Below are 13886 nucleotides of genomic sequence, written 5' to 3'. Positions count from 1 at the left end.
CATCGCTGAACCAATGATCCCGAACGCATGTTCAATCCCGTGCATCTGCAGAACCTTAACAAAGGCCTCTTCTGTCGTCATCTTCATGTGAATGCTCTCCAAGCAAGAGTGAGTGAAACCAGGCACTGTACCCAGTGTTTGATATGGTTTTGGCGTAAGGGTGCGACCTGCGTTAGGGCCAAAACGAAAGCCGGATTAGGTCCAGATCTGGCCTAAGCAGCCCGAATGGCATCCGCGATCAGTTTCACACCGGGCGCGATGCGGTCGGTCGAAATGGAGGAGTAACCGAGGCGGTAGAAGTTCTGCGGCCTGTCCGGTCCCGAGAAAAATGGAGCGCCCGGTTCAATGTGAACGCCCTGGTTCTGCAGTCTTAATGCAAGTTGGGTTGTGTCGACATGCTCGGGCGTCGACATCCACATTGACGAGCCGCCAATCACGCCACGCCCTGCCACAGTCAGCCCGCTTTCGTCGATAGCCTGGTCCATCGCATCGCGCCGCTCTTGCAGAGCTTTCGACATACGCCGAATCTGCGCGTCGTAATGGCCGAGTGACAGGAAATATGCTGCCGTGCGCTGAATGTGCCCTGGAGGGTGGCGCAGAACCAATGAGCGAAGCGCACGTGCCTCGCGGATAAAAGGCTCGGAGCCGACCATGTACCCAAGCCGCAATCCGGGGAACAGTGACTTGGAAAAGCTGCCGACGTAAATCACGCGCCCGTCCCGATCCATGGATTTGAGCGCAGGCGAAGGCGCACCCCGAAAGGCCATTTCAAATTCGTAGTCATCCTCGACGACCATCGCATCCAGATCACGTGCTCGATCCAGCAATTGGTTGCGACGGTCAATTGGCATCGTCGCCGTCGTCGGGCTTTGATGGCTGGGGGTGGTAAAGATGACATCTGTTTCGTCAGGAATCGCCTCGGGCGGCAGACCGTCCCGGTCGACGCTTAAAGGCGTCACTGCACAATCCCAGTGGTTCAGAAGGCTTCGCAGCGCGTAATAGCAAGGGTCTTCTATTGCGGCAGTACGATTGTGGGTCAGCAAAATGCGGGATGCCAACCACAGTGCGTTCTGCGCGCCCAGGGTGATCAAAATCTCTTCAGGGCGGGCTGCGATTCCACGGCGCGGTAGGGTATGACGGGCAATGAACTCGATTAACAAGGGATCATCCTGATCCACGTAATCTCCTGTCAGTGAATCGAAGTCTTTGTGCCCCAACGCGCGAACGGCACATAATCGCCAGTTGGCGTGATCAAACAAAGTCCGATCGGCCTGGCCGTAGATGAACGGATAGCGGTATTCGCGCCAGTCGCTGGGTTTTGGCAGAACGTTTCTGTCCAGAAATCGCCGCGCCAGTGCTTTGTCCCAATCAACGGTTTCGGTGCCGCGCTGGACGGGCGAGTACTTGGGAGGGACGGGTGCATTTTGCGAAACATAGTATCCGGATCGTCCCTTGGCGGTCAGGTAATCATTGGCCAGCAATTCGGTATAAGCCAACGTCACCGTAATTCGGCTAACGCCCAGATGCGCGGCCAGTTTGCGCGACGATGGCAGTTTTTCCCCGACGTGAAAACGACCAGACAGGATGCCTTCGGCAATCATCTGCTGGATCTGGGCCTGCAACGTGCCCTGTCCATTTAGCTCAAGAAAGAATGTATCGACCGAAATCCCCATGCCTGCTTATAGGGTGGACTTAAGGTCGGGGCAATCTGGACTTACATCGCAACCACGAAATTTCACGAGGTGGGTTGACCGGGAAATTTATTTAAACTAAATAACTAGAAATCTAGTTTAATGGAGGTGACTCATGTGGGAAGCTGCTGCTGCCGGATTTTCTGCCATGGGCTCTGAGGCCCGGTTGAAAGTCCTCAAGACCTTGGTCCGAGCCGGCGAGGCGGGTTTGACCGTTGGCGAGATACAGGACCGGACGGGAATTGCACCGTCGACTTTGGCGCATCACCTGCGGTTTCTTGCTGCTGGTGGTGTGGTCGAACAGGAAAAGATTGGCCGAACCACGATCAATCGGGCCTGTTACGACGAGTTGAGAAATCTGGCGCAGTTCATTCTCAGCGAGTGTTGCGCCGACGAAGTTGGAAAGGCCGCGAACGATGGCTGAGTTGACACAAACCCCTCGAGTGACTGCCAAGGGGGTGCTGGATCTGATCAAAACCCCTTGGGCGCTGATCGTTGTCATTCTTGCATTAGTGGCAATTGTGGACCCCGGTAATCTGCGAGAGGTGATGACGTTTGCAGGCAAGGCTCTGGCGCATACAGGGCAATACATCCTGTTTGCAGTGCTACTGCTGTCTTACCTAAAGGCGACCGGCGCGGAAGTGATGGTGGCGCGCGCTTTTGAGGGGCGTGAGACCCGGATGATCTTTCTGGCCGCGCTGTTCGGTGGTCTTGCACCGTTTTGCTCTTGCGAGGTAATTCCCTTTATCGCCGGTCTTCTGGCCCTTGGTGCACCGTTGTCTGCGGTCATGGCGTTCTGGCTTAGCTCACCCTTGATCGACCCGCCGACGCTTTTGATTACTGCCGGTGCGCTGGGATGGCCATTTGCTATCGGCAAAGCCGTCGCCGCAGTTGCGCTCGGCTTGTTCGGTGGGTTCGCTGTTCGGCTGCTGATGCGCCAAGGCGCATTTGCCCAGTCTTTGCGCGAATACAATCCTGCAGGGTGCTGCGGATGTGGTCCGAAAATGGATGACAAACCGGTCTGGAAGTTCTGGCAGGAGCCCGAGCGCCGCATCCGGTTCCGTTCGGAATTCGTGCACAACGGGTTGTTCCTGCTGAAATGGCTGGCACTGGCGTACGTGCTCGAGGCTCTGCTGGTCAACTATGTACCTGCCGACCTGATCGCGCGCGTGGTTGGCGGAGACGGCGTGCTGCCGATCGTCGTTGCTGCTCTGGTGGGTATGCCGGCCTATCTGAACTCCTACGTGGCACCGCCCTTGCTGGCAGGGTTGATGGAGCAGGGTATGAGCTCAGGCGCTGCCATGTCGTTCATGGTTGCCGGTGCCGTCAGTTCCATTCCGGCGATGGCCGCAGTCTGGTCATTGGTCAAACCACGCGTCTTCGCGACCTATCTGAGCCTTGGTGTGGGTGGCGCAATAGCCGCTGGTATCATCTTTCAGATGGTATGAACAAAAAAAGCCGCCCGATGTCAGTATCGGGCGGCTTTGTTTCTAGGGTTCAGTCAATCAACTGGCTTCGCAGAGATGTGGCAGTTTGAACCGATACCGGGCTTCTCCACTTTCGACGTAAACGCGTTTTTCGACGCAAGCCGTTGTACCTACAGTCTGCGAAATCTGCGACTCGGTGGAAGTAATTGATGTCGCCGACCCATCCGGCAGGCGGACTGAGGCCACGACGCCATTCTTCAGGTCCCCGTTAACTGCGGTCGCAGACAAAACCGGTACGATCAGGAATGCCTCGTGTTCGTGCTTGCCTTCATCCCCCAGCAGAAACAAAGTCGCGACGATGGCAACCATGACAACGCCGCCAGCCAGACCAAGCCCCCATGTCTTGAGAAAGGCATATATGGTGACGGCGCGGTGCGGGCCAAATACCGCAGATAGTATGCTCAGCATAGCAAGTCCGTGAAAAAAGCCCCAGCGTTTCTGGCCGGGGCTGTTTGCGCGTTACGGGCGAAGATCGTCTTCGTCTTCGTCATCCGACCCACCCTTGGGCAGATTGAAGAAGCTGTCTGCGTCGATGATCGGCTCATCGTCTTTCTCTTCCGACGGCTCGTCAGACAGCGAGAAGGTTTCCAGACCTTCAATTGCGGTCGGGATCTTCGGCGCTGCGTCCATTTCCAGAGACTGCTCGGTCGACACCAGTTTGCGACGTTCATCGTCGCTCATCACGCCGCCTTCAGCCGCTTTCTTGGCCGCCGCTTTCTGCACGGCAGTATCCAGCTCGGACTGTTTACACAGACCCAAAGCAACCGGATCGATCGGCTGCATGTTGGTGATGTTCCAATGGGTGCGTTCACGGATCGACTGGATGGTGGGTTTGGTGGTGCCCACCAGCTTGGCAATCTGACCATCGCTGAGTTCCGGGTGGAACTTGACCAGCCACAGGATCGAGTTCGGACGGTCCTGGCGTTTCGAAAGCGGAGTGTAACGCGGGCCACGACGCTTTTCTTCGCCAGCGGCAGAAGGGTTGAACTTGAGCTTCAGCTTGTGAAGCGGGTTGTTCTGCGCCGCGTCGATTTCGTCCTGGGTCAACTGATTGTTCGCAATCGGGTCAAAGCCCTTCACACCAGTGGCCACATCGCCATCAGCGATGCCCTGAACTTCCAGCTCGTGCATTCCTACGAAATCCGCGATCTGCTTGAAGCTGATCGTGGTGTTGTCCACCAGCCATACGGCGGTGGCCTTGGCCATAAGCGGTTTTGCCATCAGCCCGTCTCCTATACATACATCTGTCCCGTCGCCGGAATTCGGCGGCCCCGGGGTTTTGGGGCAGGTTTCCGTTGTCGGGGAACTTGGGCTGTATATAGTCGCGCTAAGGCAAGAAGGGAAGAGGCGAATGCGCTGGGTTGTTTTGTGGGTCTTCAGCGCGATGACTGCGCTGGCCGATGGCGAAAAGGCGGGCGAGTTTGATTACTACGTCCTGTCGCTCAGCTGGTCGCCCAACTGGTGCGCGCGCGAAGGTGATGCGCGCGGGTCCGACCAATGCGACGACCGGCATGACCACGGATGGATACTGCACGGGCTGTGGCCCCAGTTCCATCAGGGCTGGCCGTCCTTCTGCCGTACCACCGAGGGCCCACCTTCGCGTCGCATGTCGCGGGAAATGGAGGATATTCAGGGCAGTTCCGGCCTTGCATGGCATCAATGGAAGAAGCATGGCACATGCTCGGGATTGTCGGCGTCCGACTACTTCGCCTTGTCCCGGCGGGCTTATGAAGCGGTCGAACGCCCGCAGGTGTTCCGCAAGCTGGACTCATCTGTCAAACTGCCAGCTTCGGTGGTCGAGGAGGCATTCCTGAAGGCCAACCCGGAGTTAGAGCGCGACATGATTACGGTCACCTGCAAACAGGGTTACATAGAAGAGATCCGCCTGTGCCTGTCGCGCGATCTTGATCCCGTGCCCTGCGGTCGGGGCGTGATCCGCGACTGCAGCGCCAAGGACGCGCTGTTCGATCCGATTCGTTAGAGCTTCTTGTTTTGGCAGTCGCGCGCATATTCCAGCGCCTTGGCTGTCCCTTTGAGGTCGATGGCCATCACCACTTCTCCGGCCGGGTTGTAGACGGTCATTGTTTTGTTCTGTGCAATGGCATTCACGAAGCTCCGGTCGGTGAAAAACACGGTCGCGCCCGGCACGTCGTGTTCGTTGAATCCGATGGCCGTCGCATCATAGCTTTTGCCGTCCAGATCAAAGCGGATCGGGTAACTCTCACCCTGCTTAATGTCGCCCCAGGCTTTGTTGTACACGGCGAAATACCCACGATTGCCCAACGCATCATAGCCCAGCCGCACCACCGAGAGATCCTGATACACTGTCTGGATCAGGCACCCGTTGCCAAGCGCTGGGTCCATCATGATGTTCCAACCGTCGACAAAGCCCTTGTCGATGAGGTCTTGGGCTAGGGCGGAGGTGGCTGTCAAAGCGGCGAAGGTGAGGGTGATAAGTCGGTTCATCTGGGTAACCTGTGTTCCATGTAGGCAAAAACTCTTGATCATCCTACCACGGATAGGATTGGTCATGCTTCAAATCTAGACCCTACTTTCCGCAGAAGCGGGTGCTTGAATTGGAATTTTTAGTTTATGTCCTTTTTCCACCCACACATATGCCATTGATAGTATGGATGCGGTCAGGGCACTGTTGAAGATACCAAAGAAAGTCATTCCGACATTGTAGACGGTATTTGCAACTGAGACCTCGGAGAAGCTATGGGGGAAAGGCGGCAAGTCTGCGAGTTTACCCAGCTGTACCAACAAGGTCATCAAGACTATCGAATAGAGTGCGGGTCCGGCGAGCAGCCTCCATAGGATAAACCAGAAGGTTTTGTGAGCGCGTTTCAATGCCGCTTTCAATCCGGTGGATGTGCCAACTGTAGCCGCAGGTATCATGGTTCCGATTGCAGACAGAAGTATACCTAAGAAGATGAGAGAGAATATAATCGCGTATCCAAGCCTTGCATTTCCGACCAAAGCTTCAGCTGGAAACGTCTTTTCAATTAGCGGCAACAAAAGAAAAAGAGACGCTATCGCGGCCAACAAAGGAAAAACAAAAGCAAACCAGAAGTGACGGTTCGGAACTTGCCCCTTCGCTTGCTTTCCGGTCAATTTAACAGCCCGGCCTGTCAGTAGAAAAAGGTGGAAGAAATACACTAGATACCCATATACAATGACTTCCGCGACAATTGTCCTTGACCAGCGGTCCTGGCTCCAGATGTCGAGGAAAAACAATAATACTGACGCTACTAGTATGATTGGCCAGAAAACTCGAAATAGATGAAATGAAAGCTTGTACAATTCGAGTGTTCGCTTTGTAGATAATTGAAATTTAGCCCTTTTTGGCAGGTTAAATAGCAGGACGCAACCATCGGGTGCTGTGACCTTACAACTCCTTCCGCGCCCGCAGCGCGGCCGTAATCGTCCCATCATCCAGATAATCCAGCTCTCCGCCAATCGGCACACCTTGAGCCAGAGAAGTTAGGCGCACCTGACTCTCAAGCTGGTCTGCGATGTAATGGGCGGTTGTCTGGCCATCGACGGTCGCGTTCAGTGCCAGAATAACTTCGGTAATCTCTTCGGCCATGACCCGATCTTTGAGGCGGGGGATGCGTAATTCATCCGGACCTACTCCGTCCAGTGCGGACAGCGTGCCGCCGAGAACGTGATAACGGCCTTTGAAAACACCAGCGCGCTCCATCGCCCAAAGGTCGGCGACGTCTTCGACCACGCACAGTTCTCCGGTCGCTCGGGCCTCGTTGTCGCAAATATCGCAGATGTCAGTGGTGCCCACGTTCCCACAATTCAGGCACTCCCGAGCGGTAATGGCCACCTGCTGCATGGCATCAGATAGGGGCGTTAGCAGTAAAGCACGCTTGCGGATCAGATGGAGCACAGCGCGACGGGCCGAGCGGGGGCCGAGACCCGGCAGTTTGGCCATCAGGTCGATCAGATTGTCTATATCGCTGTTGGAACTCAACCTGAGCGCTCCTGCAAATGGGCCGGGCACAAGTACCCGGCCGATGATCCGTCAGGAATGTGTATCAGAACGGCAGCTTGATGTCTGCGGGCAGGCCCATGCTTTCGGTCAGTTTTGCCATCTCGGCCTGTGAGCGTTCGGTGGCTTTGGTCTGAGCGTCCTTGATGGCGGCCAGGATCAGGTCTTCGACCACTTCCTTGTCGTCACCATTGAAGATGGACGGGTCGATATCCAGACCTTTGAGTTCACCCTTGGCGGTCGCAGTTGCCTTGACCAGGCCAGCACCGGATTCGCCGACAACCATCATGTTGTTCAACTCTTCCTGCATTTCGGTCATCTTGGTTTGCAGGTCCTGCGCGGATTTCATCATCTTGGCCATGTCGCCCAGACCGCCAAGCCCGCCGAGTCCTTTCAGCATAGTATTCTCCTGTAACTCTGTTTGGGCTCTAAATACGGGCCACATCGACATGGCACAAGGGTTCTCGGGCCTGTCGTCAAGGTCTTTGGCAAGACCTTTCCTCCCGTTGAGCCCGGCAAGATTGGTTTTCAGATCACGCGAACACGGTTTAGACCATCGGCGTCGGTGACAGAGCAGCAAATGGATTTCAGGGTTCTTGGATGATCGTAGTCCCAAGGGCGGCCCCGATGCAGCGTTGCGCGTTCGTCCCAGATCAGGACGTCGCCTACAGACCATCCGTGGGTATAGACGTATTCCGGCTGTGTGCAGAACGCGATGGCTTCGTCCAGCAGGGTTTGACTTTCCGCATGTCCCATCCCCTCGATGGCAAAGGCGTGCGAGGCGATGAACAAGGCCTCTTCGCCTGTCACAGGATTTGGCCATATCGCGCGCCAGGGGCGATCCGGCCAGCGGGTCATTTTGGGCAAAGCGGCCAGATCTGCCGAGATCTTCGACCGGGAATGGGAAAGCCGGTGCCAGATAATCGCGTCCTTCAAGATGGATTTCAGGTGGTCGGGCAGGTCCTCCCATGCGGCTCGCGTCGATGCAATCTCGGTCTCGCCGCCAGTTGGTGGCACAACCTTGGCGGTCAGCATGTTGATCAGCGCAGGAGTCGGCAGGAACGTACTGTCCGTGTGCCACAGCATATTCGCCTGCAAGTCCAACAAGCGCAGATCGTCCTTTGTGCGCAGCCTGTCTTTTGTTTTGTTGGTCAGTTCAGAAACCTGAAATTCAATGTCGCGACCTGCCGCCATGGCTTCCCTGTTTTCCAGCGGGCCAAACAGTTCGGCGATTCGAATATGGTCTGCATCCGAAATCGATTGTGCAGGAAACAGCAAAGCTGAGTGGGTTTCGAATGCGTGCCGAATATCAGGATACAAGTTGTCACGGGTAACCTCACGCAGGTCGATATCGTGAACAACCAATCCGAAACGTGGATGCAGTGGTGATGTGCGCATCAAGGCCCTCCATCAAAACGTGTTCAGGAAGGGTGTGATTATCTGTGATCGCAATCTGTTTCATTTGCGACACGCGGTGGCGTCTCCTTGGGCTAGTCTTCCTCGAACGGGTCCCACTCATCTTCAACTTCGGGCAACGCTTCGGTCTCGACTTGGGCCGCGCGCTGTTCGGGCGTTTCGATCTTGGTGATCCGCGCCTTGGGGAATTGCGCGAGCACGGCCTGAACCAAAGGGTGCTGCTCGGCTTCGGATTTCAGCGCCAACTCCGCCTCGTCCCGTACTTCTGCAATTGTCGGTGTATCCCCGTTCGAGACAATCGAGACAGCCCACCGATTTCCTGTCCAGCGTTGCAGGGCAGAGCCCAGCCGCGGAGCAAGATCGGTTGGTGCTTGCGTGGCAGGGGTGAATTCGATTCGACCGGGTTGGTAAGACACGAGGCGCACACCGTTTTCCACCTCAACCAACAACTTCACGTCGCGGTTGGTGCGGATCAGTTCGACCACATGTTCAAAGGTTGGGTACCGGGCGAGGGCTGTTTGGGCATCCTGTGCCAATGCCGCAATCGGTGCGCCACCACCGCCACGAGGGGGCGAAGTGTAGGCAGAAGATTGGACCGCGCTGGCTTGCGTTGGCATCGCGCCCTGCCGCGGTATAGAAACGCCGCCGTTGGGCCCGCCTGACGGCGGGGGGGTATCCTGCAATCGCTTGATCAGTTCTTCTGGGCTGGGCAGATCAGCGACATGGGTCAGGCGGATAACGGCCATTTCTGCGGCCATCATGGCGTTCGGGGCGGCTGAAACCTCCTCCAGCGCCTTCAACAGCATTTGCCACATCCGGGTCAGGACCCGCATTGGCAGGGCGTTTGCCATCTGTTGGCCTCGGGTACGCTCGTCCGGAGAAACCGTCGGGTCTTCAGCTGCATCGGGTGTAATCTTAACGACACTCACCCAATGTGTGATCTCGGCCAGATCTCGCAGCACGGCCAGCGGGTCCGCGCCTTCGGCGTATTGACCGCTCAGCTCGGTAAGTGCGCTCGCGGCATCGCCGCGCAGTATCATATCCATAAGGTCCAGAACGCGGCCACGGTCCGCCAGTCCAAGCATGGCACGAACCTGATCGGCGGTAGTCTCGCCAGCCCCGTGCGAAATCGCCTGATCCAGTAGCGAGGTCGCATCCCGGGCCGATCCTTCCGCTGCTCGGGTGATCAGCGCCAGTGCGTCTTCCGCGATCTGGGCGCTTTCCGCTCCGGCGATTTTGCGCAGCAGACCGATCATGTCTTCGGGTTCGATCCGCCGCAGATCAAAGCGCTGGCATCGGGACAACACCGTGACGGGCACTTTGCGAATTTCGGTGGTCGCAAAGATGAACTTCACATGTGCGGGCGGTTCTTCCAGCGTCTTGAGCAGCGCGTTGAAAGCGCTGGTCGAGAGCATGTGAACCTCGTCGATGATGTAAATTTTGTAACGCGCGCTGGCGGCGCGATAACGCACGCTGTCAATGATCTCGCGAATGTCGTTGACGCCAGTGCGGCTTGCGGCGTCCATCTCCATCACGTCGACATGGCGGCCTTCCATGATGGCGACGCAGTGTTCGCACTGACCGCAGGGTTCGGTTGTGGGACCGCCGTTCCCGTCCGGACCGATGCAATTCATGCCCTTGGCAATAATCCGAGCGGTCGTGGTTTTACCAGTTCCGCGAATACCGGTCATGATGAAGGCCTGCGCGATCCGATCGGCCTCGAACGCGTTTTTCAGGGTGCGCACCATGGCATCCTGACCCACCAGATCGGCAAAGGTTTCCGGGCGATATTTGCGGGCGAGAACCTGATAGGCGGGGCTGGGGCTGTCAGTCATGTCTTCTCGTTCGGATTCGGTGCTTCGGCACAGCGTAGTGGCCACTGCTGCCCGCGTCCACAGCGTGGTGTGATGATTTTTGTTTTAGAAACGAGTCAGTTTCGCACTAAACTGCATCAGCAGATTTAATAACTCATTTTTGTAAAGAGTTCTTTGGGGAGGACACAATTCATGTCGCAGTTGGTGGTCTACGCCCTGCAAGTCGGAGGAGGAACGCTTGCCCTGACCTCGATGCCCGGACGTGGCGGGGATTATTCCAGCGATCTGGATACGATCGCAGCCTGGCAGCCGGGGCTTGTTGTATCGATGACAACGGATGTCGAAATGCTTCAGGACGGGGCGCAGAGTTTTGGCAGCGACATTCAAAGCCGCGCCAGCCGGTGGGTTCACCTGCCGATAGAAGATTTCGGAGCGCCGACAAAGGCGACTGAGGACGCGTGGCCGTCTGTCAGTGCCGCAGCCCGACACGCGCTGTCAGGCGGAGGTCGCGTTTTGGCACACTGTCGAGGAGGCTGTGGTAGGTCAGGCATGGTTGTCCTGCGGCTGATGGTCGAATGTGGCGAACGCGCCGACAAAGCGCTGGAACGATTGCGGGCCGTGCGACCTTGTGCCGTAGAAACTGATGCGCAACTGGCCTGGGCGTCTCAACTTGCCCAGGCACAGGTAGATCTGGAATCAGACTGAAAGCTGCTCGGGCGTGTAAACGGTTTTTCGAGGCCGGATCGTGGAAGCTTCGATCATAGCGCAGGGTGGGTATTTGACGATATTGGATGGCATCGCGCAAAACGTGTTTCCAAAGACCAAATCGGCATAAACATTCAGGGTCTCAATCGCAGCTTCGGGCTGCGTGCCGCAAAAGACACGAATGCTGCCTGATTGCGCCCGGAACGTTGCATGGCATCCTTCGGTGCAATGCGACAGCTCACTGTTTCCTTCAATCTCGAAATCATCGCTTGTGGCTGCTGTGGCCTGTGTCATGGCCTCCGCAATCGAGCGCGCAAGCTGCGCCAAAGCCGGGCAGGTTTTGCCCGTCCGCTGACAAACGGTTGCACTGTATTCATGCGTTTTTGTCTTCCAGATCATCCTGCGCCCTCCGCGCGTGGGGACAGGAGAGTTTGGTCAGGCAGGACGGCTTTTGCGGTCAGGACCTGCCCGGACACCCCGCCCGAGTTTCGGTTTCGTTTCCGATGGCAGGTCTCCTGACTTGCGGGTCATTGCTTTGCCAACCTTCCCAGCCGTTGGGCCAGTGGTGTTTTGGCATTGCTTACCGCTTACAGTTGCGGGGGCAGTCGCGGATTTGGTTGAGCCCTGAGGGCATAACCTCACCGTGTTCCCTTTTCATCCCGATCCCTTGTGGAGGTCGGAAACCATCACACAACCGCTAGCGTTTGACCACCCACCGAGTCAAGCCGATCTTTTGCCCGGACGTTTGGTCATGCTGGATGCACTGCAGGTTCCTGCGTACTGTCCATGGCATTGAAGTCGGCCCATTCGATTGTGCAGCGCAAAGTCAGAGATCATGTTGGATACAGAGCAGAGTGTTTTGACCGAAGATTTTCAATTCCCGTCTGGATCGGTAACGCTGTCTGCACGCCTCTATCGCCCAGTAGTCGAGCCGGAAACCGTTGTCGTGCTGAACAGTGCAACTGGTGTGCCGCGCGATTATTACTGTCATTTCGCACGATGGCTCGCCGCTGAGCATGGCATGGCCTGCCTGACCTATGACTATCGGGATTACGGGTTTTCTTTGACGGGCCGCTTGAAAGATTCGCGTGCGACCATGGCGGATTGGGCCTTGATCGACATGCCTGCGGCACGGGCGGAAATGCGTCGGCGATACCCGAATGCAAGACACTGGACCATTGGCCATTCAGTCGGCGCGATGTTGGGTCCGGTGCAGCCCGATATCGATAAGGTCGACCGTATGATCTGCGTTTGTTCGGGCCTAGTGACATTGAAGGACCATCCGTGGCCCTATCGGGGTCTGGCGTGGTTGTTCTGGTACGGTCATGCCCCTCTGATTGTGCGGGCGCTCGGGTATCTGCCCGGGAAAGCGATCGGCTTTGGCTCGGATCTGCCTTCATCTGTTTACTGGCAGTGGCGCAGGTGGTGCACGGCACCATTGAACTATGTGCCCGAAACTGGCCAGGACCTGCCTGCCGCGTGGTGGGAAGGTTCGGGCGTACCCGTAGATCTGTTCACCTTCGAGGATGATCAGATGGTGCCGCCAGAAGCGGTCTGGCGACTTGCTGATCTTTACGGCTCCGAGGCCAACCGTCACCTGCTGAAGCCAGCCGATTTCGGGCTGCCAGAGGTTGGTCATATCGGAGCATTTGCCCGGCGCAACGCTGCAGTTTGGCCGCGCCTGATCGCCTGACCAGACGCGGCGCAGGCGTTGCCGAGCACCTTCCAGCTATCGCCGGTCGCGAAGCTTTTTTTCCTGCATGACGCCACGCACCATCTTGCCGAACGCTTTATCCCGGGCCCGGGATTGAGCTACGGTTTCAGAGTTGCGCTGCTCTTCGCGCCGGAGCTTGCGCCAACGGCCTAATCGCGCCGGATCAAGCATGCCGCGGGTGATCGCCTCTTGCACTGCACATCCGGGCTCTGTGTCGTGCTGACAATCTGAAAAGCGGCAGTGCTGGCTTAACTCGGTAAGGTCCGAGAATACTTCGTCGATCCCGTCCTGAGCATCCAGCAGGCGCAAAGCGCGCATTCCGGGTGTGTCGATCAGCCAACCGCCGTTACGCATCCGGTGCAATGCGCGTGCGGTGGTTGTATGCCGACCACGTGCGTCATCCTCGCGAATACCTGACGTGGCGAGATCCTGATCGGTCATTGTGTTGGCAAGTGTCGTTTTGCCAACGCCGGACGATCCGACCAGCGCGCCGGTCTGGCCTGTGGGGCACCATGACAGGACTTTTTCAACTGCCGCAGGGTCCAGTGCGTTTACTGTCAAAACGGTCAAAAACGGGTCCACAGCTTGTACCTGCCCGGAGAAACTGTCGGGGTCGTCCGATGTGTCGGCTTTTGTCAGAACAACAACCGGGTAACACCCGGCCTGATGCGCAAGCGCCAAATAACGTTCCAGCCGGGGCAGGTTGAAATCGGCGTTGCAGGAACTGACGATGAACAGCACATCGACATTAGCAGCGATCAGTTGCGTCGCGGCACCAGTACCGGCGGCGCGTCGGTGCAGCAGGCTGCGCCGATCGAGCAGATGGCGCACGCGTTTATCGTCGTCAGTGAGAACCCAGTCACCGACGGCAAAAGCACCGGTCGGTTGATCAAGGGTCAGCAATGGAAATTCGCCATCCGGGGTCAGCCCGATCAGACGGTCCCGATGGACGGAAGCAATGCGAAAAGGCATGCATGAAGGGTTGTCCGCGTGTTGCGCAGCAAAGTGAGAGGACCATCCAAGGTCCGAAAGTGAAGAATACATTGGTCTGCCCGTTGT

General features: G+C 57.1%; 16 protein-coding genes and 1 riboswitch. Of the genes, 5 read left to right on the top strand and 11 right to left on the bottom strand.

Features of this window, described 5'->3' with window-relative positions; all coding sequences use genetic code 11:
* Window positions 1-212: 212 nt before the first annotated feature.
* A complete protein-coding gene (pdxR, locus tag ACR0K5_RS11535) occupies window positions 213-1673 on the bottom strand; it encodes a MocR-like pyridoxine biosynthesis transcription factor PdxR (RefSeq protein WP_480629789.1) in 1461 nt (486 codons plus the stop codon).
* A gap of 133 nt (window positions 1674-1806) precedes the next feature.
* Between pdxR and ACR0K5_RS11530 the strand changes: the two genes are divergently transcribed.
* Both ACR0K5_RS11530 and ACR0K5_RS11525 read left to right on the top strand, forming a co-directional pair.
* Window positions 1807-2115 carry an ArsR/SmtB family transcription factor gene (locus ACR0K5_RS11530; protein ID WP_480629788.1) on the top strand — a complete coding sequence of 103 codons (309 nt, stop codon included), beginning with the start codon at window positions 1807-1809 and terminating at the stop codon, window positions 2113-2115.
* On the top strand, window positions 2108-3139 hold the full coding sequence (locus ACR0K5_RS11525) for a permease (protein WP_480629787.1): 1032 nt from the start codon (window positions 2108-2110) through the stop codon (window positions 3137-3139). Before ACR0K5_RS11530 ends, ACR0K5_RS11525 begins: the two co-directional genes overlap by 8 nt.
* 57 nt (window positions 3140-3196) lie before the next feature.
* On the opposite strand, the gene ACR0K5_RS11520 is transcribed toward ACR0K5_RS11525, so the two are convergent.
* A complete protein-coding gene (locus ACR0K5_RS11520) occupies window positions 3197-3586 on the bottom strand; it encodes a hypothetical protein (protein ID WP_480629786.1) in 390 nt (129 codons plus the stop codon).
* A gap of 51 nt (window positions 3587-3637) precedes the next feature.
* Window positions 3638-4399: a DUF1013 domain-containing protein gene (locus ACR0K5_RS11515; RefSeq protein ID WP_480629785.1), complete on the bottom strand. Its 762-nt coding sequence runs from the start codon at window positions 4397-4399 to the stop codon at window positions 3638-3640.
* A 130-nt stretch (window positions 4400-4529) separates the two neighbouring features.
* Here ACR0K5_RS11515 and ACR0K5_RS11510 point away from each other — a divergent pair, with 130 nt between their 5' ends.
* Entirely contained in the window at window positions 4530-5159 is a 630-nt protein-coding gene (locus ACR0K5_RS11510; RefSeq protein WP_480629784.1) for a ribonuclease T2 family protein, read from the top strand.
* On the opposite strand, the gene ACR0K5_RS11505 is transcribed toward ACR0K5_RS11510, so the two are convergent.
* From ACR0K5_RS11505 to ACR0K5_RS11480, 6 genes are all read right to left on the bottom strand, one after another.
* Complete coding sequence (locus tag ACR0K5_RS11505; RefSeq protein ID WP_480629783.1) at window positions 5156-5644, bottom strand: hypothetical protein; 489 nt, start codon at window positions 5642-5644, stop codon at window positions 5156-5158. The genes ACR0K5_RS11510 and ACR0K5_RS11505 overlap by 4 nt on opposite strands.
* A 75-nt stretch (window positions 5645-5719) precedes the next feature.
* Window positions 5720-6415: a hypothetical protein gene (locus tag ACR0K5_RS11500; RefSeq protein WP_480629782.1), complete on the bottom strand. Its 696-nt coding sequence runs from the start codon at window positions 6413-6415 to the stop codon at window positions 5720-5722.
* Window positions 6416-6566: 151 nt separating this feature from the next.
* Entirely contained in the window at window positions 6567-7160 is a 594-nt protein-coding gene (recR, locus tag ACR0K5_RS11495) for a recombination mediator RecR (RefSeq protein WP_480629781.1), read from the bottom strand.
* Window positions 7161-7224: 64 nt separating this feature from the next.
* Entirely contained in the window at window positions 7225-7578 is a 354-nt protein-coding gene (locus tag ACR0K5_RS11490) for a YbaB/EbfC family nucleoid-associated protein (protein ID WP_171236037.1), read from the bottom strand.
* Between the two features lie 128 nt (window positions 7579-7706).
* Window positions 7707-8576 carry a TauD/TfdA dioxygenase family protein gene (locus tag ACR0K5_RS11485; RefSeq protein WP_480629780.1) on the bottom strand — a complete coding sequence of 290 codons (870 nt, stop codon included), beginning with the start codon at window positions 8574-8576 and terminating at the stop codon, window positions 7707-7709.
* A 92-nt stretch (window positions 8577-8668) separates the two neighbouring features.
* Window positions 8669-10429 carry a DNA polymerase III subunit gamma/tau gene (locus ACR0K5_RS11480; RefSeq protein ID WP_480629779.1) on the bottom strand — a complete coding sequence of 587 codons (1761 nt, stop codon included), beginning with the start codon at window positions 10427-10429 and terminating at the stop codon, window positions 8669-8671.
* A gap of 171 nt (window positions 10430-10600) precedes the next feature.
* On the opposite strand from ACR0K5_RS11480, the gene ACR0K5_RS11475 reads away from it, so the two are divergent.
* On the top strand, window positions 10601-11113 hold the full coding sequence (locus ACR0K5_RS11475; protein ID WP_480629778.1) for a protein-tyrosine phosphatase family protein: 513 nt from the start codon (window positions 10601-10603) through the stop codon (window positions 11111-11113).
* Here ACR0K5_RS11475 and ACR0K5_RS11470 read toward each other — a convergent pair.
* Window positions 11105-11512 (bottom strand): hypothetical protein, encoded by a 408-nt coding sequence (locus ACR0K5_RS11470; RefSeq protein WP_480629777.1) that lies wholly within the window; start codon window positions 11510-11512, stop codon window positions 11105-11107. The genes ACR0K5_RS11475 and ACR0K5_RS11470 overlap by 9 nt on opposite strands.
* An 89-nt stretch (window positions 11513-11601) precedes the next feature.
* Window positions 11602-11816: riboswitch (cobalamin riboswitch) on the bottom strand.
* Window positions 11817-11948: 132 nt separating this feature from the next.
* Here ACR0K5_RS11470 and ACR0K5_RS11465 point away from each other — a divergent pair.
* Entirely contained in the window at window positions 11949-12806 is an 858-nt protein-coding gene (locus ACR0K5_RS11465; RefSeq protein WP_480629776.1) for an alpha/beta hydrolase family protein, read from the top strand.
* Between the two features lie 36 nt (window positions 12807-12842).
* On the opposite strand, the gene rsgA is transcribed toward ACR0K5_RS11465, so the two are convergent.
* Complete coding sequence (gene rsgA / locus ACR0K5_RS11460; RefSeq protein ID WP_480629775.1) at window positions 12843-13871, bottom strand: ribosome small subunit-dependent GTPase A; 1029 nt, start codon at window positions 13869-13871, stop codon at window positions 12843-12845.
* Between the last annotated feature and the right edge of the window lie 15 nt (window positions 13872-13886).

Source organism: Ruegeria sp. AB9, from assembly GCF_056542585.1.
The sequence above is the reverse complement of the archived record's forward strand: the minus strand, read 5'-3'. Positions and strand labels throughout refer to the sequence as shown.